Annotated in this window: 17 protein-coding genes; 11 read left to right on the plus strand and 6 right to left on the minus strand. The window is 71.0% G+C overall.

What is annotated here, in order from left to right; genetic code table 11:
• The first annotated feature begins 11 nt into the window (after positions 1 to 11).
• Positions 12 to 1679: a fumarate hydratase gene (locus tag QUY26_RS13345; protein ID WP_289946308.1), complete on the plus strand. Its 1668-nt coding sequence runs from the start codon at positions 12 to 14 to the stop codon at positions 1677 to 1679.
• Between the two features lie 12 nt (positions 1680 to 1691).
• Here QUY26_RS13345 and QUY26_RS13350 read toward each other — a convergent pair whose 3' ends face one another.
• Positions 1692 to 3239 (minus strand): ricin-type beta-trefoil lectin domain protein, encoded by a 1548-nt coding sequence (locus QUY26_RS13350; protein ID WP_289946311.1) that lies wholly within the window; start codon positions 3237 to 3239, stop codon positions 1692 to 1694.
• Between the two features lie 131 nt (positions 3240 to 3370).
• Between QUY26_RS13350 and QUY26_RS13355 the strand changes: the two genes are divergently transcribed.
• The 5 genes from QUY26_RS13355 (at position 3371) to QUY26_RS13375 (ending at position 10368) form a co-directional block, all read left to right on the plus strand.
• On the plus strand, positions 3371 to 4804 hold the full coding sequence (locus QUY26_RS13355) for a class II fumarate hydratase (RefSeq protein ID WP_289946314.1): 1434 nt from the start codon (positions 3371 to 3373) through the stop codon (positions 4802 to 4804).
• Positions 4805 to 5068: 264 nt separating this feature from the next.
• Complete coding sequence (gene fomD / locus QUY26_RS13360; RefSeq protein ID WP_289946316.1) at positions 5069 to 5752, plus strand: cytidylyl-2-hydroxypropylphosphonate hydrolase; 684 nt, start codon at positions 5069 to 5071, stop codon at positions 5750 to 5752.
• A 116-nt stretch (positions 5753 to 5868) separates the two neighbouring features.
• Positions 5869 to 6585 (plus strand): class I SAM-dependent methyltransferase, encoded by a 717-nt coding sequence (locus tag QUY26_RS13365; RefSeq protein ID WP_436840321.1) that lies wholly within the window; start codon positions 5869 to 5871, stop codon positions 6583 to 6585.
• 56 nt (positions 6586 to 6641) lie between these two features.
• Positions 6642 to 8735: an ATP-binding SpoIIE family protein phosphatase gene (locus QUY26_RS13370; protein ID WP_289946318.1), complete on the plus strand. Its 2094-nt coding sequence runs from the start codon at positions 6642 to 6644 to the stop codon at positions 8733 to 8735.
• 181 nt (positions 8736 to 8916) lie between these two features.
• Complete coding sequence (locus QUY26_RS13375) at positions 8917 to 10368, plus strand: catalase (protein ID WP_289946321.1); 1452 nt, start codon at positions 8917 to 8919, stop codon at positions 10366 to 10368.
• 98 nt (positions 10369 to 10466) lie between these two features.
• On the opposite strand, the gene QUY26_RS13380 is transcribed toward QUY26_RS13375, so the two are convergent.
• A complete protein-coding gene (locus QUY26_RS13380; RefSeq protein ID WP_289946323.1) occupies positions 10467 to 12947 on the minus strand; it encodes a transglycosylase domain-containing protein in 2481 nt (826 codons plus the stop codon).
• A gap of 329 nt (positions 12948 to 13276) precedes the next feature.
• On the opposite strand from QUY26_RS13380, the gene QUY26_RS13385 reads away from it, so the two are divergent.
• Genes QUY26_RS13385 through QUY26_RS13395 form a run of 3 tightly spaced genes read left to right on the plus strand, consistent with a single transcriptional unit; the run spans position 13277 to position 16913 of the window.
• Complete coding sequence (locus QUY26_RS13385) at positions 13277 to 13804, plus strand: PadR family transcriptional regulator (RefSeq protein ID WP_030358046.1); 528 nt, start codon at positions 13277 to 13279, stop codon at positions 13802 to 13804.
• Positions 13801 to 14487, plus strand: coding sequence for an ABC transporter ATP-binding protein (locus QUY26_RS13390; RefSeq protein ID WP_289946328.1), 687 nt, complete (start codon positions 13801 to 13803; stop codon positions 14485 to 14487). Before QUY26_RS13385 ends, QUY26_RS13390 begins: the two co-directional genes overlap by 4 nt.
• Positions 14484 to 16913, plus strand: coding sequence for an FtsX-like permease family protein (locus tag QUY26_RS13395; RefSeq protein ID WP_436840322.1), 2430 nt, complete (start codon positions 14484 to 14486; stop codon positions 16911 to 16913). The genes QUY26_RS13390 and QUY26_RS13395 overlap by 4 nt, the downstream gene beginning before the upstream one ends.
• Before the next feature lie 91 nt (positions 16914 to 17004).
• On the opposite strand, the gene QUY26_RS13400 is transcribed toward QUY26_RS13395, so the two are convergent.
• Positions 17005 to 17997: a LysR substrate-binding domain-containing protein gene (locus QUY26_RS13400; RefSeq protein ID WP_436840323.1), complete on the minus strand. Its 993-nt coding sequence runs from the start codon at positions 17995 to 17997 to the stop codon at positions 17005 to 17007.
• A gap of 128 nt (positions 17998 to 18125) precedes the next feature.
• Between QUY26_RS13400 and QUY26_RS13405 the strand changes: the two genes are divergently transcribed.
• Complete coding sequence (locus QUY26_RS13405) at positions 18126 to 18680, plus strand: peroxiredoxin (protein ID WP_016641682.1); 555 nt, start codon at positions 18126 to 18128, stop codon at positions 18678 to 18680.
• Positions 18681 to 18695: 15 nt separating this feature from the next.
• Positions 18696 to 19229 carry an alkyl hydroperoxide reductase gene (locus QUY26_RS13410; protein ID WP_289946332.1) on the plus strand — a complete coding sequence of 178 codons (534 nt, stop codon included), beginning with the start codon at positions 18696 to 18698 and terminating at the stop codon, positions 19227 to 19229.
• A gap of 498 nt (positions 19230 to 19727) precedes the next feature.
• Here QUY26_RS13410 and QUY26_RS13415 read toward each other — a convergent pair whose 3' ends face one another.
• From QUY26_RS13415 to QUY26_RS13425, 3 genes are all read right to left on the minus strand, one after another.
• Positions 19728 to 21308 (minus strand): AI-2E family transporter, encoded by a 1581-nt coding sequence (locus tag QUY26_RS13415; RefSeq protein WP_289946333.1) that lies wholly within the window; start codon positions 21306 to 21308, stop codon positions 19728 to 19730.
• Between the two features lie 178 nt (positions 21309 to 21486).
• Complete coding sequence (locus QUY26_RS13420) at positions 21487 to 22251, minus strand: transglycosylase SLT domain-containing protein (protein ID WP_289946335.1); 765 nt, start codon at positions 22249 to 22251, stop codon at positions 21487 to 21489.
• A 403-nt stretch (positions 22252 to 22654) separates the two neighbouring features.
• Positions 22655 to 23977 (minus strand): PhoH family protein, encoded by a 1323-nt coding sequence (locus QUY26_RS13425; protein WP_289946337.1) that lies wholly within the window; start codon positions 23975 to 23977, stop codon positions 22655 to 22657.
• Between the last annotated feature and the right edge of the window lie 15 nt (positions 23978 to 23992).

Raw genomic sequence — 23992 nt, forward strand, 5'->3', positions numbered from 1 at the left:
AATTGGGCGTCATGCCAGAGTTTGCGTACTCCGATCTGCTCCCGCTGGGAGAGGACACCACCCCGTACCGGCTGGTGACCTCCGAGGGTGTGTCCACCTTCGAGGCCGACGGGCGCACGTTCCTCAAGGTCGAGCCTCAGGCGCTGCGCAAGCTCGCCGCCGAGGCGATCCACGACATCCAGCACTATCTGCGCCCGGCCCACCTGGCGCAGCTGCGGCGCATCGTCGACGACCCGGAGGCGTCCGGCAACGACAAGTTCGTCGCCCTCGACCTGCTGAAGAACGCGAACATCGCGGCGGCGGGCGTGCTGCCCATGTGCCAGGACACCGGCACGGCCATCGTCATGGGCAAGCGCGGCCAGAACGTGCTCACCGAGGGCGGCGACGAGGAAGCCCTGTCGCGCGGCATCTACGACGCGTACACGAAGCTGAACCTGCGCTACTCGCAGATGGCCCCGCTCACCATGTGGGAGGAGAAGAACACCGGCTCCAACCTCCCCGCCCAGATCGAGCTGTACGCGACCGACGGCGGCGCCTACAAGTTCCTCTTCATGGCCAAGGGCGGCGGCAGCGCCAACAAGTCCTTCCTCTACCAGGAGACGAAGGCGGTCCTGAACGAGGCCTCCATGATGAAGTTCCTGGAGGAGAAGATCCGCTCGCTCGGCACGGCGGCCTGCCCGCCGTACCACCTGGCGATCGTCGTCGGCGGCACGTCCGCCGAGTTCGCCCTGAAGACCGCGAAGTACGCCTCCGCGCACTACCTGGACGAGCTGCCCGCCGAAGGCTCCGCGACCGGCCACGGATTCCGGGACAAGGAGCTGGAGGAGAAGGTCTTCGAGCTGACGCAGAGGATCGGCATCGGCGCGCAGTTCGGCGGCAAGTACTTCTGCCACGACGTGCGCGTGGTGCGCCTGCCCCGGCACGGCGCCTCGCTGCCCGTCGCGATCGCCGTGTCCTGCTCGGCCGACCGCCAGGCCACCGCGAAGATCACCGCCGAGGGCGTCTTCCTGGAGCAGCTGGAGGCCGACCCGGCGCGGTTCCTGCCGGAGACGACGGACGAGCACCTGGGCGACGACGAGAACGTCGTCAGGATCGACCTCAACCAGCCGATGGACGACATCCTCGCCGAGCTGACCAAGCACCCGGTGAAGACCCGCCTCTCCCTCACCGGACCGCTCGTCGTCGCCCGCGACATCGCGCACGCCAAGATCAAGGAGCGGCTCGACGCGGGCGAGGAGATGCCGCAGTACCTGAAGGACCACCCGGTGTACTACGCGGGTCCGGCCAAGACCCCCGAGGGTTACGCCTCCGGTTCCTTCGGGCCGACCACGGCCGGGCGCATGGACTCCTACGTGGAGCAGTTCCAGGCCGCCGGCGGCTCCAAGGTGATGCTGGCCAAGGGGAACCGCTCCCAGCAGGTCACGGACGCGTGTGCCACGCACGGCGGCTTCTACCTGGGCTCGATCGGTGGTCCGGCGGCGCGGCTCGCGCAGGACTGCATCAAGAAGGTCGAGGTCGTCGAGTACGAGGAGCTCGGCATGGAGGCCGTCTGGAAGATCGAGGTCGAGGACTTCCCGGCGTTCGTCGTCGTCGACGACAAGGGCAACGACTTCTTCCAGAACCCGGCCCCCGAGCCGACGTTCACGTCGATTCCGGTGCGGGGGCCGGGTCTGGCGTAGCTGCCGGGGACGTCAGGCGAACCGCTGGTTCGCCGCGCCCGTGCACTTCTGGAGCCGCAGGGGGTCCTTGGCTCCCGCGAGGGTCAGGCAGAGCGTGCTGTCCGCCGCCGGGCGCAGGGTGCCGGACTGCTTGACGAACTTCTGGTTGGTACCGCCGTGGCAGTTCCAGAGGGTGACGGCGGTGCCTTCCTCGTACGCGCCCCCGGGGACGTCCAGGCAGCGGTCCTGGGTCAGTCCGGTGTGCAGGGAGCGCCGGTCGGAGTCGTACCACCAGGTCTGGTTGCGGTTGCCGGTGCAGTCCCAGCCCTGGACCTTGGTGCCGTTGCGGCTGCTCGACGCGTCCACGTCGACGCAGGTCTTGGTGGCCTCGTTCGTCAACGGCTTGTACGCGTCGTCCCAGGCGCCCTCGTACAGCTTGGCGCCGCCCGTGGACGCGGGGTCGGCGCAGCTGCCCTCGCGCCAGCCGGAGTTGTGGAGCTGGGTGAGGCAGGAGGCGAAGGCGGCGTGGCCGCGGGCGTTGGGGTGGAACGACTGGCGCACCGAGTTGGAGTCCGGCGGGAACGGATTGGTCAGGTCCACGTACAGGCCGCGGGCCCAGGTGTCCTCCATGCAGACCTCGTGGCCGTGGAAGAGCCGGGAGTTGTCGAGGTAGAGCGCGCCGGAGTTCTTCGCGGCCCTGCGCATGCCGCGTTCGAAGGCGGGCACGGCCTCGTTGCGGCCCCACTCGGTGTCGGAGTCGTACCCGAGCCCCCCGCAGGCCAGCTTGCCGGGGAACTGCGGGTTGTCGCGGAAGTCGGGGCCGATCGGGCTCGGGTAGCCCATGACGACCAGCTTGTAGTCGTCGCCCGCGTAGCCCGCCCGGTCCATGACGGTGCGCAGGTCGCGCACGGACTGCTCGACCTTGGGCACGAGCGCGTCGACGCGGGCCTGCCAGCCGTCCTTGTACTTGGGGGCGCACGGGCCCTGGAGGGTGAGGTAGCGGGTCACGCAGTCGGTCATGACGGGGGCGAACTGGAGGTCGTCGTTGGCGCCGACGACGAGCAGGATCGTCTTGATCCGGGTGTTGCGGGCCTTGATGGCGAGGTTGTCGCTCTGCACCAGCTCGTCCGCGTACTGCTTCTGGCCGCCGATCCTGATGTTGGCGGTCCGCGCGCCCGAGCAGGCCACGTTGTACGTGACGTCCGCGGGGATGCCGGTGCGGTGGATGGCGGCGTCCGGCGAGCGGTGGCACCAGTTGTCGGGGCCGTCGGTGCCCGGCTCGTACGTCCCGACGCCCTCGCCGCTGATCTCGCTGTCGCCGAGGGAGATCAGGCCCGTCTTGCGGTCGGCGAGCGGGCGCTCGGCCGGGTCGCCGTACAGCTTGGTGGCCTCGGCCGCGCGGATCTTCTCCAGCTCCGGCGGCAGGGGCGTCGCCGTGGGGGCGGGGCCCTTGGGGTCCGCGGCCCGGGCCGGGGCGGCCGTCGCGGCCCCGCCGATCAGGACCGTGACGGCGGCCGCCGCCGTGAGTGTGCCGCGCAGTCGGCTCGCGCCGGCACGTCTGACGCGTTGAACGCGCTTCATTGCGCCTCCCCGGTTTCGTGTTACCCACGGTTTTTACTGGTGGGTAGGGGGCTTGGGAATAGTCCGAACAAGACAAGTGCTCAACTTTTTGAGGAAGTTGCGCACCCAGAAGCACGGAAGGACCAGCGGACATGAGCGGCGGCGACAGCGGCGAGCAGGGCCGGGACAGCGGTGTCGAGCAGGGCGGATACCGCGTCGAACACGACTCCATGGGTGAGGTGCGGGTCCCGGCCGACGCCAAGTGGCGGGCCCAGACCCAGCGCGCCGTGGAGAACTTCCCCGTCTCCGGCCAGCGCCTGGAGCGCGCCCACATCGCGGCCCTCGCCGAGATCAAGGCGGCCGCCGCGAAGGTCAACGCGGAGCTCGGCGTGCTCGACCAGGACGTCGCCGGGGCCATCGTGGCCGCCGCGCGCGAGGTCGCCGAGGGGCGCTGGGACGCGCACTTCCCCGTCGACGTCTTCCAGACCGGCTCCGGCACCTCGTCCAACATGAACACCAACGAGGTCATCGCCACCCTCGCCACCGAGCGGCTCGGCCGGGACGTCCACCCCAACGACCACGTCAACGCCTCGCAGTCCTCCAACGACGTCTTCCCGTCCTCCCTCCACATCGCGGCCACCGCCGCCGTGACGGGTGATCTGATCCCCGCGCTCGACCACCTCGCCGACGCCCTCACGCGCAAGGCCGAGGAGTTCGCCGACGTCGTCAAGTCCGGGCGTACGCATCTGATGGACGCCACGCCCGTCACCCTCGGGCAGGAGTTCGGGGGGTACGCGGCGCAGGTGCGGTACGGGGTCGAGCGGCTGCGGGCCTCGCTGCCGCGGCTCGCCGAACTGCCGCTCGGCGGGACCGCCGTCGGCACCGGCATCAACACCCCGCCCGGATTCTCCGCCGCCGTCATCGCCGAGGTCGCCCGCGCGACCGGCCTTCCGCTCACCGAGGCGCGCGATCACTTCGAGGCGCAGGGGGCGCGCGACGGGGTCGTCGAGACCTCCGGGCAGCTGCGGACCATCGCCGTCGGGCTCACCAAGATCTCCAACGACCTGCGCTGGATGGCCTCCGGGCCGCGGACCGGGCTCGCCGAGATCAGCCTGCCCGATCTGCAGCCCGGGTCCTCGATCATGCCCGGCAAGGTGAACCCGGTCGTTCCCGAGGCCGTCCTCATGGTCGCCGCGCAGGTCACCGGCAACGACACCACCGTCGCCGTGGCCGGGGCCGCCGGGAACTTCGAGCTCAACGTCATGCTGCCCGTCATCGCCAAGAACATCCTGGAGTCGGTGCGGCTGCTCGCCAACGCGGCGCGGCTGCTCGCCGACCGGACAGTCGACGGGATCGTGGCCCACCGCGAGCGGGCCCGCGAGTACGCCGAGTCCTCGCCGTCCGTCGTCACCCCGCTCAACAAGTACATCGGGTACGAGGAGGCGGCGAAGGTCGCGAAGCGGGCGCTGGCGGAGCGCAAGACGATCCGCGAGGTCGTCCTCGCCTCCGGTTACGTCGACCGGGGCGACCTCACGCTCGCCCAGCTGGACGAGGCGCTGGACGTGCTGCGGATGACGCGGCCGTAGGCCTTCGCGGGGCGCCCCAGGCCCGCCCCTTTCCCGAAACCGGGGGCCGCGCCCCCCTGGACCCCCGCTGTCGGCGCTTCGCGCCTCGTCCTCAAACGCCGGACGGGCTGGAACCACCCAGCCCCTCATGGGGGTCCCCCCTGCTCCTTAAGAGCTTGGGGGAGATTGAGGAGCGGGGTCTGGGGCGGAGCCCCAGTTTCGGCGAAGGGGTGGGACTGGGGCGCCCCCGCGAGGCCCCCCGCCCCCAGCCCCTAATATCTGTTCATGACAGACGACGACGGCGGCGTGGGCGCGGTGAGGGTGGCTCGGTGGGAGCCGGGGGCGCAGATTCTGTGGCGGTACCGGGAGAACGCCGGGGAGAGGTTCCACATCTGCCGGCCCGTCACCGTCGTGCGGGACGAGGAGGACCTCCTCGCCGTCTGGATGGCCCCGGGCACGGAGTGCGTGAAGCCGGTGCTCGAGGACGGGACGCCGGTGCACCGGGAGCCGTTGGCGACGCGGTACACGAAGCCGCGGACGACCCGCCGGGACCACTGGTCGGGGACGGGCGTGCTGAAGCTGGCGCGTCCGGGCGAGCCGTGGTCGGTGTGGCTGTTCTGGGAGCCGGGCTGGCGGTTCAAGAACTGGTACGTGAATCTGGAGGAGCCCAGGACCCGGTGGCGGGACGGGGTGGACTCCGAGGACCACTTCCTGGACATCTCCGTACGCCCGGACGGAAGTTGGCGCTGGCATGACGAGGACGAGTTCGCCCAGGCCCAGCGGGCGGGCCTGATGACGGCGCGGCAGGCCGCGGCCGTGCGGGAGGCGGGTCGCGCGGCCGTGGACGTCATCCGCGCCTGGGGACCCCCTTTCGGGGACGACTGGCCGAGCTGGCGCCCGGACCCGGCGTGGCGCATTCCCGCCCTCCCCCGGGACTGGGACCGTACGCCCGCGCACGTGTCCTCATGAGACCCTTGATGCGCCCCCGTGGTTCAAACGTAGGATCGTCCTCCGCAAGGGCGCACAGCAACAACTCCTCGTGCCCCCAGAGCGCCTGACAGGATGTCATCAAGGAGCGGCTGAACGTGAGCGAGGCATACCCCGCGCCTGGCGGCCACGACCGCACGGGCCAGGCCGAGGCGTTCGACGCCATCGGCTCGGCCTACGACGCCGCGTTCCCGCACAAGACGGGTCAACTCGCGGCGGGCCGCCGCCTCGCCGAGGAACTCCCCGCGGGCTCCCGGATCCTGGACGTGGGCTGCGGCACGGGCCTGCCGACGGCCCGCCAGCTCACCGAGGCGGGCCACTCGGTGCTCGGCGTCGACCTGTCGGCGGGCATGCTCGACCTGGCCCGGGTGAACGTACCGCCGCCGATGGCCGAGTTCCGACGGGTGGACCTGGCCGATCTGCGCCTCTCGGGCGAAGGACCGGGCGCTGTGGGGCAGTTCGACGGAATTGCCTGTTTCTTCGCGCTGTTGATGCTGCCCCGGAAGGAGATACCGTCTGCTCTTCGACTGCTGCGGTCCCTGCTCAGGCCCGGCGGTCCGCTGGGCCTTTCCATGGTCGAGGCCGACCTTGACGACGCGCCAATTCCGTTCCTGGGGCACACAATCCGGGTATCCGGTTACCTGCGGGACGAGCTGCGGCAGGTCGTGCGGGACGCCGGCTTCGACATCGCCCACGAGGAGTCGTACTCGTACGCACCGGCGAGCACCGGCGCTTCCCCCAGCTCTCAGCTACGTTCGAGCAGGGGAGGCCCCAACCCCGAGCACCAGTTATTCCTGCACTGCCGACGCGGCTGAGCAACGCTTGGACGGCGCGCGCGGCGCGCAGCCCCGGACGGACGGATTCGAAACGCGTGACGGAGCACCTCAGCCCCTACGAGGGCCGCAAGGCACCAGTTGCCCGGCCAACCGCCCCCGCGGATCCCCGCGGGGCGCTGCTGCGTGCCCCGGAGACGGAAACGTTCGGCTCCGAGGGCGTGAACGCCCTGCCCGCGCAGGCACGCACGGGTGAACAGGACGCGGGCACGGGCAACGAGCACGCCCAGTCGTCCACGCCCGCCACGGAAGGACCGGGCAGCCACCGCCCGCGCCCGGCCCCCGAGGGCCTGCCGACCCAGCCGCACCCCGGCCCCGACGCGGCCAGGCCGGGCACCGAGGCCCCCACGGCCCTGCCCGGCGTGAGCGACGTGCCGGGCGCCCCCGGTGGCGCCGAGCGCCGCTCGGGCCGCCCCCGCCCGCCGGGCCCCGCGGCGATGCGGCGCGACGGGGACCGGCTGCGGTTCGTGGGCGCCGCCACCCGGCGCATCGCCCGTGGCATCGACCTCGACGAGATCGTGATGGGCCTGTGCCGGGCCACCGTGCCCACGTTCTCGGACGCGATCCTCGTCTATCTGCGCGACCCGCTGCCGGTGGGCGACGAGCGCCCCGCGGGACCGCTGCTCCTCAGGCTGCGCCGCACCGACCGCATCCCCGAGGACCAGGACACCGACGGCGGCACGCTGCCCGCCCTCCAGGTCCAGTCCGACCTGTCGTCGGCCGCCGAGCTGTGCGAGGTCCGGGTGGGCAGCGCGCTCGCGGAGGTCCTGCGCGGGGTGCGACCGGTGTTCGCGGACGCCGCGACGGCGTTCGGCGCGCTGCCCGAGCTGCTCGGTGACGGGCGTTCGGTGCCCGGCGGCCAGCGCGCGATCCTGGCGCCGCTGCGGGGGCGGCGCCGGGTCATCGGGGCCGCGGTCTTCCTGCGCCGCCCCGACCGGCACCCGTTCGAGGCCGACGATCTCCTGGTCGCCGCCCAGCTCGCCACGCACAGCGCGCTCGGCATCGACAAGGCCGTCCTGTACGGCCGCGAGGCGTACATCGCCGACGAGCTGCAGCGCACGATGCTCCCCGAGACCCTGCCGCGCGCCACCGGCGTGCGCCTGGCCTCGCGCTACCTCCCGGCCGCCGAGACCGCCCGCGTCGGCGGCGACTGGTACGACGCGATCCCGCTGCCCGGCAGCCGCGTCGCCCTGGTCGTCGGCGACGTCATGGGGCACTCCATGACCTCCGCCGCGATCATGGGCCAGCTGCGCACCACCGCGCAGACCCTCGCCGGCCTCGACCTGCCGCCCCAGGAGGTCCTGCACCACCTCGACGAGCAGGCCCAGCGCCTCGGCTCCGACCGCATGGCGACCTGCCTGTACGCGGTGTACGACCCGGTCTCGCACCGCATCACCATCGCCAACGCGGGCCACCCGCCGCCCGTCCTGCTGCACCTGGGCGGCCGCGCGGAGGTCCTGCGGGTGCCGCCGGGCGCGCCCATCGGCGTGGGCGGCGTCGACTTCGAGGCCGTCGAGCTGGACGCCCCTGCGGGCGCGACCCTGCTCCTGTACACGGACGGGCTCGTGGAGTCCCGCCTGCGCGACGTGTGGACGGGCATAGAGCAGCTGCGCGAGCGCCTCGCCGCCACCGCCCAGCTCACCGGGCCCGACCACCCGCCGCCCCTCGAGGCCCTGTGCGACGAGGTCCTCGACATGCTCGGCCCCGGCGACCGCGACGACGACATCGCCCTGCTCGCCGCCCGCTTCGACGGGATCGCGCCGAGCGACGTGGCGTACTGGTTCCTGGAACCGGAGGACGCCACGCCGTCGCGCGCCCGCAGGCTGGCCCGCAGCGCCCTGGAACGCTGGGGCCTGACCGAGCTGAACGACGCCGTGGAGCTGCTCGTCAGCGAGGTCGTCACGAACGCCGTGCGGTACGCCACGCGGCCGATCACCCTGCGGCTGCTACGCACGGACGTGCTGCGCTGCGAGGTCGGCGACGACGTGCCGCAGCTCCCACGGCTGCGCCAGGCCCGCGCGACGGACGAGGGCGGACGCGGTCTGTACCTGGTCAACAGGCTGGCGCGGCGCTGGGGTGCCACGCGCCTGAGCACGGGAAAGGTGGTCTGGTTCGAGCTGAACCAGAACTGATCCGGGCCTGATCCGGAGCCGAGCCGGAGCCTGACCAGGCCCGTTCCGGAGCTGGTCCGGGCCCGACTCGGGCCCGGACCGGAACGGGACCGGAACTGGACCCCGTCCAAATGTTGCCGATGCCCGGTCGGCGGAGTTCACTGGCCTGTGTGCCCGAGCTCCGTCCGATGGGAGGACGCTCATGACATACACGACGAACAACGCCGGGATCCCGGTGGAGAGCGACGAACACTCGCTGACCGTCGGGTCCGACGGCCCCGTCCTGCTCCAGGACCACTACCTCATCGAGAAGATGGCCCAGTTCAACCGGGAACGGGTGCCCGAGCGGGTGGTGCACGCGAAGGGGTCGGGGGCCTACGGGACCTTCGAAGTGACCAACGACGTCAGCCAGTTCACCAAGGCCGACCTCTTCCAGCCCGGCAGGCGCACCGAGATGCTGGCGCGCTTCTCGACCGTCGCCGGTGAGCAGGGCTCGCCCGACACCTGGCGCGACCCCCGCGGCTTCGCGCTGAAGTTCTACACCGAGCAGGGCAATTACGACCTGGTCGGCAACAACACGCCCATCTTCTTCGTCCGCGACCCCATCAAGTTCCAGGACTTCATCCGCTCCCAGAAGCGCACCCCCGCCAGCGGACTGCGCGACCACGACATGCAGTGGGACTTCTGGACGCTGTCCCCCGAGTCCGCGCACATGGTGACGTGGCTCATGGGCGACCGCGGCATCCCGAAGACGTACCGCCACATGAACGGCTACTCCTCGCACACCTATCTGTGGTTCAACGGCGGCGGCGAGAAGTTCTGGGTGAAGTACCACTTCAAGACCGACCAGGGCATCGACTTCCTCACCCAGGCCGAGGCCGACGAACTCGCCGGGACGGACGGCGACGCCCACCGGCGCGACCTGTTCGAGTCGATCGCGCGGGGCGAGCACCCGAGCTGGACGCTGAAGGTCCAGATCATGCCGTTCGAGGACGCCCCGGACTACCGCTTCAACCCCTTCGACCTGACGAAGGTGTGGCCGCACGGCGACTACCCGCTGATCGAGGTCGGCCGGATGCGCCTCGACAAGAACCCCGAGGACTTCCACATCCACATCGAGCAGGCCGCGTTCGAGCCGTCGAACATGGTGCCCGGCATCGGCCCGTCCCCCGACAAGATGCTGCTCGGACGGCTGTTCTCGTACCCCGACACGCACCGCTACCGCATCGGCCCCAACTACGCCCAGCTGCCGCCGAACCGCCCGCACACGGCCGTCCACTCGTACGCGAAGGACGGTCCGATGCGGTACGAGGCCGCCGACGTGGCCCGGCCGTACGCGCCCAACTCCTACGGCGGCCCGGCCGCTCCGGTGCAGGAGTCCGTGGACCCGGCGGGCTGGCGGACGGCCGGCGAGATGGTGCGCGAGGCGTACAAGCTCCACCGCGAGGACGACGACTTCGGCCAGGCGGGCACGCAGGTGCGGCAGGTGCTCGACGACGCGCAGCGCGAACGGCTCGTGTCGAACATCAGCGGGCACCTCCTCGACGGCGTCTCCCGCCCCGTCCTGGACCGGGCGCTCGCGTACTGGCGCAACGTGGACAAGGACCTGGGCGACAGGGTCGCGGCGAAGGTCAACGGCGACGGCGGGACGTGACCACCCGGCCGGGCCCGGTGAGCCGAGTCAGCCCGCTCTGAGCGGTCCGCCCGGCCGGTCACTGCGGTCCGGGCGGCCCGCCACTGCGGTCCCGGCTGTCAGTCGGCCCGGTCCGAGCGGTCCGCCCTGTCGTCCGGGTCGTCCGGGATGCCCCACGTCGGTGGTGGCGTCGTCGGAGTCGTCGGCGGGTTCGTCGGCGTCGTCGGGGTCGTGGGCGGCTTCGTCGCCGGGGTGGTCGGCGGCTGGGTCGTCGGGGGCTTCGTCGACGGCGGCTTCGTCGTCGGCTTGTCCTTGTCCTCGTCGTCCGTCTCGGTGGGCGGTGCCGTCGGGGTCCGCGGGGCCTGCGTCGGCGGCTCGGGGGGTGCTTCGACGCCGGAACCCATGTCCGTCTTCAGGTTGAACTTGGTGCGCGAGCCCGTCGCGTTGAACGTGTACGCCGCCCAGATCTCGGCCGGGAAGCTGCCGCCGTCGACGCGCGGCTTGCCGCCCGCGCCCCGCATGGACACCTGCTGGCCGCGCTTGAACTTGCCGTCGTCCTTCGGCTGCTCGCCGAACAGGCCGACGGAGGTGACCAGCTTGGGCGTGTAGCCCACGAACCAGGCCGACTTGTTGTCGTCGGACGTACCGGTCTTGCCGGCGACCGACTGACCCTTGCGGTTGCTCGCGTCGCGCACCGAGGCCCGCGCCGTGCCGTCGTCGACCACGCCGGTGAGCACGGACGTGACGGAGTCCGCGGCGCCCCGGCTGATGACCTCGTCGCCGATGGCGTCCGGCAGGTCGACGGAGCGGTCCTTGTGCTCGACCGACTTCACGAGCTGCGGCGTGACCTGCTTGCCGTGGTTGTCGAGCGTCGCGTACACGGCCGCCATCTCCAGCGGACTCGCGCCCATCGACCCGAGGGTCTGCGCGGGCACGGCGGGCAGGCCCTTGACGTCCATGCCGAGCTTGCCCGCGGTCTGCAGGACCTTGTCCATGTCGACGTCCACGCCCATCTGCGCGAACACGGAGTTGATGGACTTGTTCATCGCCGTCTGGACGGTGACGGGGCCGTAGGAGCGGCCGTCCTCGTTGGGCGGGGCGAAGCCGATGTCGCTGCCCTTGACGGGACGCTTGCTGCGGCCGCTGTAGATGGTGTCCGCCGTGATCGGCTTGCCCTCCTGCGTCTTGGCGCCCTGCTCCAGGGCGGCGGCGAGGATCAGCGGCTTGAAGGTGGAGGCGGGCTGGTAGTCGCCGCGGGTGGCGTTGTTCGTGAAGTGCTTCAGATAGTCACGGCCGCCGTACATCGCGACGATCCCGCCGGTCTTCGGGTCGACGGAGACCGCACCGGCCTGCACGCGCGCGTCGGCCTTGCTCCTGCCCGGCTCCAGCTTGTCGTTGAGCTTCCTGTCGACCGCCTTCTCCAGCTGGCGCTGCTTCTTGGGGTCGATGTTCAGCGTGATGGTGTAGCCGCCCGCCTTGAGCTGCGCCTCCGCCTCGGACTTGGTGTAGCCCTCCTTGACGAGCTGCGCCTCGATGGCCTCGTTGGCGGCCCGGACCAGATAGCCGGTCTGCCCCTTCATCTCGGGGTCGGGCTTCGGCTCGTGCGGCTTGGGGAACTTCAGGCGGTCGCGCTCGGCGGAGTCGAGCCAGCCCTGCCCGACCATGTTGTTCAGTACGTAGTCCCAGCGCTCCCTGACCAGCTTCTTGCCGGTGGGCGTGGCCGTCGCCCAGTCATAGGAGCTGGGGGCCTGGAGCAGCGCGGCGAGGTAGGCGCCCTGCGCGACGTTCAGCTTCTCGGCGTCGACGCCGTAGTAGGCCTGGGCGGCGGCCTGGATGCCGTAGGCGCCGCGGCCGTAGTACACGGTGTTGAGGTAGCCCGCGAGGATGTCGTCCTTGCTCTTCTCGCGGTCCACCTTCAGCGAGATGACCAGTTCCTTGAGCTTGCGCGAGACGGTCTGGTCCTGCGTGAGGTAGTAGTTCTTCACGTACTGCTGGGTGATCGTCGAGCCGCCCTGCTTGCCCTTGCCGGCCAGCGTGTTGAGCACGCCGCGGGCGGTGCCCTTCAGGTCGACGCCCGAGTCCTTGTAGAAGGACTTGTTCTCGGCGGCGACGAAGGTGCGCTGCACCGGCTTCGGGATCTTGTCCAGGTCGATGATCTCGCGGTTCACGTCGCCGTCGCCGTCGCGGGCGAGGAGCGTGCCGTCGCTGTACTTGTAGACGTTGCTCTGCAGGCGCGCGGCGGCGTTGCCCTTGGGGATGTCCACGACCAGGTACAGCACGACGAAGCCGAGCATCAGAAGCAGGATGAAGGAGAAGAGCGCGCCCAGGAGCTTCTTCCAGGTGAAGAAGCGGCGGATGCCGGTCTTCTTGGGCTTGGCCGAGCGGCCTCGGCGGGCCGCGCGGCGGCCACCGCCCGCGCCCTCGCCGGACTCGCTCGCGCCGGGTATGCCCTCGCGGGAGGTGTCCTCGCCGGCGGGGTCGGCGCCGGGGCCGGCGACGGAGGGACTGCCGGTGGCGGGGGCCTCGCCGCCGGACGGGCGGGGGCGCGCTGATCGGCGCGCACCGCGCTGCCGCGCTTTTCGCTCTTCCGCTCGGCCCATGACTGTGGCGCTCCGCTTCGTCTCGTCGTCTTCGTACTGTGTGCCGCGTGCTGTGTGCCCGCGTGGCGCTCGGGTGCGTGCCACCGAGTGCCCGTGGCACCTCAGGTCAGCTCATGAAGCTAACACCGCGCCAGTGGACAAACGCCCCACGATCCGGCCTTTTCCGGACGTGACAATCAGCACCCAGCACAGGGGAACCAGTGCTGTCCCACCCAAATCGACTCACCAGGGCCACCGACGGTTGCCCGGGAACCGAACACACAGTCGTCCGCCGGCCTAGACACCGCGCGTATACACGCCACGTATACGTGGTGTGTATAGTGCTCCGCATGTCCATCGGTCACACCCTCCTCGGGCTCCTCGAATCAGGGCCCCGCCACGGCTACGACCTCAAGCGCGCCTTCGACGAGAAGTTCGGCCACGACAAGCCGCTGCACTACGGCCAGGTCTACTCGACCATGTCCCGGCTCCTGAAGAACGGCCTCGTCGAGGTCGACGGGGTGGAGGCGGGCGGCGGCCCCGAGCGGAAGCGGTACGCCATCACCGAGGCGGGCATCACCGATGTCCAGCGGTGGCTCGCGACGCCGGAGAAGCCCGAGCCGTACCTCCAGTCGACGCTCTACACCAAGGTCGTCCTCGCGCTGCTCACCCACCGCGACGCCGCCGACATCCTCGACACCCAGCGCGCGGAGCATCTGCGCCTGATGCGGATCCTCACCGACCGCAAGCGGAAGGGCGATCTCGCCGATCAGCTCATCTGCGACCACGCCCTGTTCCATCTCGAAGCCGACCTGCGCTGGCTGGAGCTCACCTCCGCCCGACTGGGCAAGCTCGCCAAGGAGGTGCTCCCCTCATGACCCCCGCTGGTTCCCTGCTCACCGCAGACGGGCTGCGCAAGGCCTATGGGCCGACCACCGCGCTCGACGGCGCCGCGTTCTCCATCCACCCCGGCGAGATCGTCGCCGTGATGGGCCCCTCCGGCTCCGGCAAGTCCACGCTCCTGCACTGCCTCGCCGGGATCGTGCGGCCGGACGCGGGCGAGATCACGTACAACGGGCGGAGCCTGACCGGCATGAGCGACGCCGCGCTCAGCGCGCTGCGCCGCAGCGAGTTCGGGTTCGTGTTCCAGTTCGGCCAGCTCGTCCCGGAGCTGACGTGCCTGGAGAACGTCGCGCTGCCCCTCAGGCTCAACGGCGCCAAGCGCAAGGACGCCGAGCGGACCGCGCTGACCTGGATGGAGCGCCTGGAGGTCGACGACGTGCGCGACAAGCGCCCCGGCCAGGCCTCCGGCGGCCAGGGCCAGCGCGTGGCCGTGGCCCGCTCCCTCGTCACCAACCCGCGCGTGCTGTTCGCGGACGAGCCCACCGGCGCCCTCGACTCCCTCAACGGCGAGCGCGTGATGGAACTGCTCACCGACGCCGCCCGCTCCACCCACGCCGCCGTCGTCCTCGTCACCCACGAGACCCGGGTCGCCGCCTACTCCGACCGCGAGGTCGTCGTACGCGACGGCAAGTCCCGTGACATGGAGCGCCTGGTATGAGCACGACCCGTACGAAGCCGGTGGCGCCGCCCGACGCCGGGGACCGGCCGACCGGTCCCACCGGCGTCCGCGCCTGGCTCCGCGACCTCGCCATGGGCATCCGGTTCGCGGTCGGCGGCGGCCGGGAGGGCTGGGTGCGCACCGGGCTCACCGCCGTCGGCGTGGGCCTCGGCGTCGCGCTCCTGCTCGGCGCCGCCTCGGTGCCCGACCTGCTCGCCAACCGCGACGCCCGCGCGACGGCACGCCAGCCGGCGGACACCATGTCCGCCAAGAAGATCGAACCCAGCGACTCGACGATCCTGATCGTCGACGCGGGCACCGACTTCCGCGACTCGGAGATCGGCGGCCGTTCCGTGCGCGCCGACGGCGGCGACCCGGTGCGTCCGCCCGGTGTGAGCGAGCTGCCGAAGGGTGGCGAGATGGTGGTCTCGCCCGCCCTGCGCGACCTGATGAACAGCTCCGAGGGCGAGCTCCTCAAGGAGCGCTTCAAGGGCTACCGCGTCACGGGCACCATCGGCGACGCGGGCCTGATGAGCCCCAAGGAGCTGTACTACTACACCGGTTCCGACACCCTCACCAAGGAGCAGGGCGCCCACCGCGTCAAGGAGTTCGGCTACAAGGACCCGGCCGAGCCGCTCGACCCGCTCCTGGTCGTGCTCGTCGTCCTGATCTGCGTCGTGCTGCTCACGCCGGTGCTCATCTTCATCGGCACCGCGGTGCGCTTCGGCGGCGAGCGGCGCGACCAGCGCCTCGCGGCGCTGCGGCTCGTCGGCGCCGACCGGCGGGCGGTGCGCCGGATCGCGGCGGGCGAGGCGCTCTTCGGCGCGCTGTTCGGCCTCGCGCTCGGTGCCGTGTTCTTCCTCGGCGTACGGCAGTTGGTGGGCGTCGTCGACATCTGGAAGGTCAGCGCGTTCCCCTCCGACATGGTGCCGCTGCCCGGGCTCGCCGTGCTGATCGCGCTGGCCGTGCCGATCTCGTCCGTGCTCGTCACGGTGATCTCGCTGCGCGCCGTCGCCATCGAGCCGCTCGGCGTCGTCCGCAGCACGACGGCACGCAAGCGGCGGCTGTGGTGGCGGCTGATTCTGCCCGTCGGCGGCCTGGTGATCCTGCTCAACCAGGACCAGGTGACCCGCACCGCGGGCGAGAACGTGCAGGTGTACTCCATCGCCGCGGGCGCCACCCTCGTCCTGGTGGGCCTCGCGACGCTGATGCCCTGGCTGGTCGAGGCGGCCGTGGCGAGGCTCCGCGGTGGGCCCGTGCCCTGGCAGCTCGCCACCCGGCGGCTGCAGTTGAGCAGCGGCACGGCGGCCCGCGCGGTCAGCGGCATCACGGTCGCGGTGGCGGGCGCGGTCGCCCTGCAGATGCTCTTCGCGTCCATGCACGACGACTTCAACACCACCACCGACCAGGACCCGCGGCGCGCCCAGCTCCACGTCAGCTCGCCGGAGGCCAGCGGCCCGCTGGCCCAGCGGATGATCGAGGACTTCCGTGCCGCGAAGGGCGTCAAGGGCGTCATCGGCCGGGTCTCGTCGTACGTGGTCAAGCCGGGCGAGCTGAAGAAGGCCGACGACATGCGGCCCACCACGGAGCTGTCCGTCGGCACCTGCGCGACCTTGCGCGAGCTGGCGCGGGTGACATCCTGCGCGGACGGCGACACCTTCGTCGTGCACTCCGGGGACCGCGCGCTGGACCAGTGGGTGGACCAGGCGGCACGGCCCGGCGCGAAGCTGGACCTCAACAGCGAGAGCTGGGGCGACTACGCGGGCGAGGGGCACGGCAAGCACGTCCCGTGGACGCTGCCGAAGTCGTCCCGCACGATCACCTCGCGCCCGGACCCGGCGGGTGACCGCTACTACGGCATCTTCGTGACGCCCGGCGCGATCGACGTGGCGAAGCTGTCGGACGCGAGCACCCAGGCCATGGTGCAGATCGACCCGAAGGTCGAGGACGCCGAGGAGTACGTGCGCAACGCGGCCACGCAGATCGATCCGCTGATCCGCGTGTACACGATCCGCATGATCGAGCGCGACAAGCAGTACGCCTCCGTGCAGAAGGGCCTGCAGGCGGGCGCGATCGCCACCATGATGCTGATCGCGGCGTCGATGCTGGTCTCGACCCTGGAGCAACTGCGGGAGCGCAAGCGGCTCCTGGCGGCCCTGACGGCCTTCGGCACCCGGCGCTCGTCGATGGCCTGGTCGGTGCTGTGGCAGACGGCCGTCCCCGTGGTGCTCGGCCTCGGCCTCGCCATCGTCGGCGGTCTGGCGCTCGGGGCCGTGATGTGCCGGATGGTGGACAAGGGGGTCACCGACTGGCTGGTGTTCCTGCCCCTTGGCGCGGCGGGTGCGGCGCTGGTCGCGGTGGTGACGCTGCTGAGCCTGCCCGCCCTGTGGCGGATGATGCGGCCGGACGGGCTCCGTACGGAGTAGCTCCCGAGGAGGGAACCGTCAGGCGCGGGTGGGGGCACACGGCCGAGCTGTGTGCCCCCACCCATCGCGTCGCCTCACCCGGCCCACCGCCTCACAACACCCGCACCGGCAGCGGCCGCAGCGCCTCCCGCAGCGCGCCCGCCAGTTCCTCGTACTCCGCCGCCCGCGCGGCCCCCGCACGCATCGCGAGGGCCACCCTCCGCGTCGGCGCCGGGTCGGCGAAGTACCCCGTCAGGAGCTGGCTGCTGCGGCTCGTCTCCACCCGGACCGCCGTGCGCGGCAGCAGGGTCACGCCGAGGCCGCCCGCGACGAGTTGGACGAGGGTGGAGAGCCCGGCGGCGGTCGTGGTGACGGGCGCGCCCACCCGTCTCCCACCACCGCCCTCAGCCGAGGGGCTCCGCCCCGCCCCCGGATTTCCGCGCCCCACCTCCCGGCAGATGTCCAGGGCCTGGTCCCGCAGGCAGTGCCCCTCGTCGAGGAGCAGCAGGTTCAGCTCGCGCAGCGCCTCGCGGGGAATGCCCTCGCGGCCGCCCAGCCAGTGGTCGAGCGGCGTCACGAGCACGAAGTCCTCGTCGAAGAGCGGCAGTTCGGTGACGCCGGGCACCCCGAGCGGCACGGCGAGCAGCAGCAGGTCGAGCCGTCCCGCCGCGAGGCCTTCGAGCAGTGAGGACGTCTGCTCCTCGTGGACCTGGAGGTCCAGGTCCGGGTACTTCTCGTGGACGAGGGCGAGCACCGTCGGCAGCAGATACGGCGCCACCGTCGGGATCACGCCGAGCCGCAGCGCGCCGGTGAACGGCGCCTTCACCGCGTCCGCCTCCTCCATCAGCGCCTCGACCTCGTCGAGCACCGCCTTGGCGCGCACCGCGAGCCGCTCCCCCGCCGGGGACAGCAGCACCTTGCGGGTGGTGCGCTCCAGGAGCTGGACACCCAGTGCCTCCTCCAGGGCCGACACCGCGCCGGACAGCGCGGGCTGACTCATCCCGATTGCTGCCGCCGCGTCCCTGAAGTGCAGATGCTCGGCCACGGCCGCGAAGGCGCGCAGCTGCGCGAGGCTGGGCTGCTTGCCCCCATTTATGGCTCGCACTGATAACCACCTCCGATCAACACGACCGAGTGTAGCTATTTCCCTAATCAATGCACTCTGTGCCACGATCGACAGCAGTCCAACCCTCTGGAGCCCCTTACCGGGCCCCTACGCTGCAAGGAGAGCGCGTGCTCACTGTCGGTGACAAGTTCCCCGAGTTCGACCTGACTGCCTGTGTCTCGCTGGAGAAGGGCAAGGAGTTCGAGCAGATCAACCACAAGACCTACGAAGGCAAGTGGAAGATCGTCTTCGCGTGGCCCAAGGACTTCACCTTCGTGTGCCCGACCGAGATCGCTGCCTTCGGCAAGCTGAACGACGAGTTCGCCGACCGTGACGCCCAGGTCCTCGGCTTCTCCGGCGACTCCGAGTTCGTGCACCACGCCTGGCGCAAGGACCACCCGGACCTGACCGACCTGCCCTTCCCGATGCTGGCCGACTCCAAGCACGAGCTCATGCGTGACCTCGGCATCGAGGGCGAGGACGGCTTCGCGCAGCGCGCCGTCTTCATCGTGGACCAGAACAACGAGATCCAGTTCACGATGGTGACCGCTGGTTCCGTGGGCCGTAACCCCAAGGAGGTCCTGCGGGTCCTCGACGCCCTCCAGACGGACGAGCTGTGCCCGTGCAACTGGAGCAAGGGCGACGAGACCCTGGACCCGGTCGCGCTGCTCTCCGGCGAGTGAGCGGAGCGTCCTGACATGGCTCTCGACGAACTGAAGTCCGCCGTACCGGACTACGCCAAGGACCTGAAGCTGAACCTCGGCTCGGTCATCGGCAACAGCGACCTGCCGAAGCAGCAGCTGTGGGGCACGGTGCTCGCCTGCGCGATCGCCTCCCGCTCCCCGAAGGTGCTGCGCGAGCTGGAGCCCGAGGCCAAGGCGAACCTCTCCCCCGAGGCGTACACCGCGGCGAAGTCCGCGGCCGCCGTCATGGCGATGAACAACGTCTTCTACCGCACGCGCCACCTGCTCTCCGACCCGGAGTACGGGACGATGCGCGCCGGTCTGCGGATGAACGTCATCGGCAACCCGGGCGTGGAGAAGGTCGACTTCGAGCTCTGGTCGCTCGCGGTGTCCGCGATCAACGGCTGTGGGCAGTGCCTCGACTCGCACGAGCAGGTGCTCCGCAAGGCCGGCGTCGACCGCGAGACCATCCAGGAGGCCTTCAAGATCGCCGCTGTCATCCAGGCGGTCGGGGTCACCCTGGACTCCGAGGAGCACCTGGCCGGCTGACCTCAGCCCGTTCCTCCGGTACGTACGTGCAGGGCCCCGCTCGATGTGAGCGGGGCCCTACGCGTGCCCCACCCCCGATTCGGCGCTCCGCGCCTCGTCCTCAAACCCCGGACGGGCTCTCTCCCACCCACCCGCCCAGCCCTCCCCCGGGGCTGAGCAGCAGCCCGGCACCCTCGGGCAGCGCCCTCGCAGGCAGGCCGGGCAGGAAGTGCCGACTGCTCAGGCCGAACGGGGAGTTCGGGCGGGTGGGTGGGGAAAAGCCCGTCCGGCGCTTGAGGACGAGCGCGCAGCGCGATCGGCGGAAGCCTGTCCCACGCGCACGGGGCGGGGACTCAGCCCGTCCGGCGCTTGAGGACGAGGCGCGGAGCGCCGATTCGGGGGCGGAGTGGCCCACCCGCACGGGACGACGAGCCCCGCGCCGGACGGCGAACCCCGCACGGGACCGCGAGCCCCGCGCCGGACGTCAAGCCCCGCGCCGGACGGCGAACCCCGCACGGGTCAGGCGTCGTCCTTCGGGGGCGCCGGGACCAGTTCGGAGGCCGTGGCCCCCCGGGGCTGAGGCGCCTGCTTGAGCGCGGCCTCGCGAGCGTACGCCCGGAGGTAGCCGACGACGGTGTTGGCCACGGCGACCAGCGGCACCGCCACCACCGCCCCGCCGATCCCGGCGATCATCCCGCCGGCGGCGACGGAGAGCACCACGGCCAGCGGATGCACGGCCACGGCCCGCCCGAGGATGAACGGCTGCAGGATGTGCCCCTCGATCTGCTGCACGGCGAGCACCACGATCAGCGCCATCACCGCCGTGAACACGCCCTGCGTGACGAGCGCGACGACCACGGCGAGCGCTCCGGAGACCACCGCGCCCACGAGCGGGATGAACGCGAACAGGAAGATGAACACGGCGAGCGGCACGGCCATGGGCACGCCGAGGAAGTAGATGCCGACGCCGATGAAGACGGCGTCGATGAGAGCCACTATCACGGTGCCGCGCACATACGCGGTGAGCGTCCGCCACGCCCGCGGCCCCGCGCCCGCGACCCCCGGCCGGGCCGCGGCGGGCACCAGCTTCAGGAACCACTTCCAGATGCGCGGCCCGTCGTACAGCAGGAAGAGCGTGGAGAACATCGCGAGGAGGATCCCGGTCAGCGCCTCCACGATGACGGTGACGCCCTCGAGTCCGGCGGAGGTGATCTCCTCGGAGTTGTCGCCCACCGCCTCGCGCAGCGACTTCGCGATGTCGTTGATCTGGTCCTCGGTGACGTGGAAGGGGCTGTTGAGCAGCCACTTCCGCAAGTCCTCGATACCGTCCTGGACTTGGCTGGAGAGCGTGTCGACGTTCTCCATGACCTGCCAGACCACGAACCAGCCGACCAGCCCCATGATCACGAAGCCGAGCACGGCGGTGCACACGGTGGCGAGCCCCTGCGGCAGCCCGAGCCGCTTGAGGCGGGCGACGGTGGGCTGGAGCAGCGCGGTGATGAGCAGCGCGGCGACGAACGCGAAGACGACGAGCTGGACGGCGCTGATGACCTTCATCAGGACCCAGACGGTCCCGGCGAGGACGAGCAGCCGCCAACCGGCCTCGGCGGCGACCCGCATGCCCCAGGGCACGGCGGCGACGGGGTCGGGGCGCGCTCCTATGTCGGGCGCGTAGGCGGGCGGGGCGGGCACCTGGTCGGTGGCGCCGGAGCCGCCCGCGCCGTCCTCCCTCGACGCGCGGCCGGAGGAGCCGTGAGACAGATCGTCGAAGCCGTCCAGGTCGTCCTCGGCGGCAGCGGCGGCCCGCACCCGGTCGGCGTACCGCTTGCGCAGCGACAGCCTCCCGTGGTTCCCGGCAGCCGGGCCGGAGGCGTCGGCGGCACCGGAGGCCAGGCCGTTGCCGGAGGTCCCCGCGCCGGGGGCGCCCGCGGCCACGCCGGACGGCGTCGAGTCGGCCGGTACGTCCCGCGCCTGCGCGCCGGACTCACCCGCTGCCTCGCCCGTGGCCGACCGCTCCTTGGAGCCGTCCGCGCCCAGGCGTTCTCCCATCCTGGTCAGCGCGCCGCCCACGCGGCCGCGCCACCCCGGAACTCGCGCCATGATCCGTCCTCTACCCCCGTCTTGCCCCACCACGTACCAAGTCCCCCGCGGATATCCCGGGGGACTGCCGGACCGACCGTACACGGACAGGACCCCTCACCGTAGGACGGTGAGGGGTCCCTGAAGGTTGAGAGCGATCTCGGCGCTGTTCACTCCCGGTCAGCGCCGGTCGCAGACCTCAGTACCAGTTGTTGTTCTGCCAGAAGTCCCAGGCGCCGCACGGGCTGCCGTAGCGGTCGTTCATGTAGTTCAGGCCCCACTTGATCTGGGTGGCCGGGTTCGTCCGCCAGTCCGCGCCCGCGGAGGCCATCTTGGAAGCGGGGAGCGCCTGGACCAGGCCGTACGCGCCGGAGGAGGCGTTGGTGGCCTTGTAGTTCCAGGTCGACTCGTGGTTCACGATGTTGCTGAAGCACTGGAACTGGCCGGCGGGGACCATCTGCCGGGCCATCGCCTGGACCTGCGCGACGGTGTAGGAACTCTGCGGCGCGAAGTCGGAGGCGTCGCGTCCGGAGGAGCGGCTCGCCTTGGACTCGGCGGCCTTCTCGCGCTCCTTCTTCTCCGCGGCCTTCTTCGCGGCGGCTTCCTTCTCGGCCTTCTCGGCCTTCTCCGCCTTCTCGGCCGCCTGCTGCTTGGCCACGGCGTCCTTGGCGGCCTGCTTGCGGGCGGCCTCCGCTGCGGACTTCTTCGCGGCCGTGTCGGCGGCCATCGCCTGGGCGTCGGCCTGCTGCGCCACGGAGGTGGTCTGCACCTGGGCGTGCTGACCCGCGGGTATGTCTGCGAGGAGAGTCGCGTCGCTTGCCGTCGTCTCGATGTCGTTGGACTTCGAGGACTGGGTGTCGCCCGAGGCAACACCCACGACGGCGCCGACGGTGGTGACCGCAGTGGCCGAAGCCACCGCGAATCCCCGGACCGAGATCCGGCTCACACGGTTTCCTTCCAGCATCGCCCGCATAGGTGACCCCGCGGACGCAATCGTGCCCCTGGCGCTGGCCTCCGCTGGGTACATCGGTCACGGGAGGCGCGGGCCCGGTGGACAACTCCTGAGACAGGAGCGCCGCTTGGTGCTCGGGCGGCATACGGCTACCACTATGAAGTTCTGTTGTTCCGTACCGCTGGGGGTACAGGAGTGCCGTATGCGGGGCCTGACAGGACCCAGACTCTGCCGTAGCGAGACGCCGCGAGGCAATTCCGCGTTGCGTGTGAAAGCTCACACCCCGTTTGCCTCAGGAGTTTTGCGGAAACACCCGCACACCAAGACGCCGCCCGGCTAGGCTCACTCGCTTCGCCGGGCGGCGCCAACTACCCCGGAGGGGAACCGAACTTGGACAGATACCCCGGAGTCGGGATCAGATCTGCCCATCCTCCAGCATTTCGGTCACAAGTGCCGCGATCTGCGACCTCTCGGACCGGGTGAGGGTGACATGCGCGAAGAGCGGATGCCCCTTCAGTTTCTCGATGACGGCCACGACTCCGTCGTACCGGCCGACCCGGAGGTTGTCGCGCTGGGCGACGTCATGGGTCAGTACGACACGTGAATTCGCCCCGATCCGGGACAGAACGGTCAAGAGGACGTTCCGTTCCAGGGATTGGGCCTCGTCCACGATGACGAAGGCGTCGTGCAGCGAGCGGCCCCGGATGTGGGTCAGCGGCAGGACCTCCAGCATGCCGCGCGCCGAGACCTCCTCGATGACCTCCTTGCCCGCGACGGACCCGAGGGTGTCGAAGACGGCCTGCGCCCAGGGCCCCATCTTCTCGGCCTCGGTGCCCGGCAGATAGCCGAGCTCCTGCCCGCCCACCGCGTACAGCGGCCGGAACACCATCACCTTCTGGTGCTGGCGGCGCTCCAGGACGGCCTCCAGGCCCGCGCAGAGGGCGAGCGCCGACTTGCCGGTGCCCGCGCGTCCGCCCATCGACATGATGCCGACGTCCCCGTCGAGGAGGAGGTCGAGCGCGATCCGCTGCTCGGCGCTGCGGCCCTTGATGCCGAAGGCCTCGCGATCGCCGCGCACGAGACGGACGTTGCCCTCGGGTGAGATCCGGCCGAGCGCCTTGCCGCGCTCGGACTGGATGGTCAGGCCCGTGTGCACGGGCAGCTCGGCGACTTCGGGGACGTACAGGCTCTCCGTCTCGAAGAGAAGGTCGACCTGCTCCCCCGAGAGGGTCAGCTCGGACATTCCGGTCCAGCCGGAGGCGTCCGTGATGGCGAGCTCCGCGCGGTACTCCTCGGCGAGGAGGCCGACGGACGACGCCTTGATTCTGAGCGGCAGGTCCTTGGAGACGACCGTGACCTCGTACCCCTCCGCCTGGAGGTTGCGCGCCACCGCGAGGATCCGTGAGTCGTTGTCGCCCAGGCGGTAGCCCGCCGGGAGCACGCCGGGGTCGGAGTGGTTGAGCTCGACGCGCAGCGTGCCGCCGAGGCCACCGATCGGGATCGGCGCGTCCAGGCGCCCGAAGCGGATCCGGCAGTCGTCGAGCAGGCGCAGGGCCTGCCGGGCGAAGTAGCCGAGCTCGGGATGGTGCCGCTTGGCCTCCAGCTCCGTCACCACGACGATCGGCAGCACGACTTCGTGCTCGTCGAAGCGGGACAGGGCGTTCGGGTCGGCGAGCAGAACGCTGGTGTCGAGAACATAGGTGCGCCGGCCTTGCTGGCGCTTTGTGCTGGTCACCACGGAAGGACGTACCCC

It is taken from the genome of Streptomyces flavofungini (assembly GCF_030388665.1).
Classification (GTDB): Bacteria; Actinomycetota; Actinomycetes; order Streptomycetales; family Streptomycetaceae; genus Streptomyces; species Streptomyces flavofungini_A.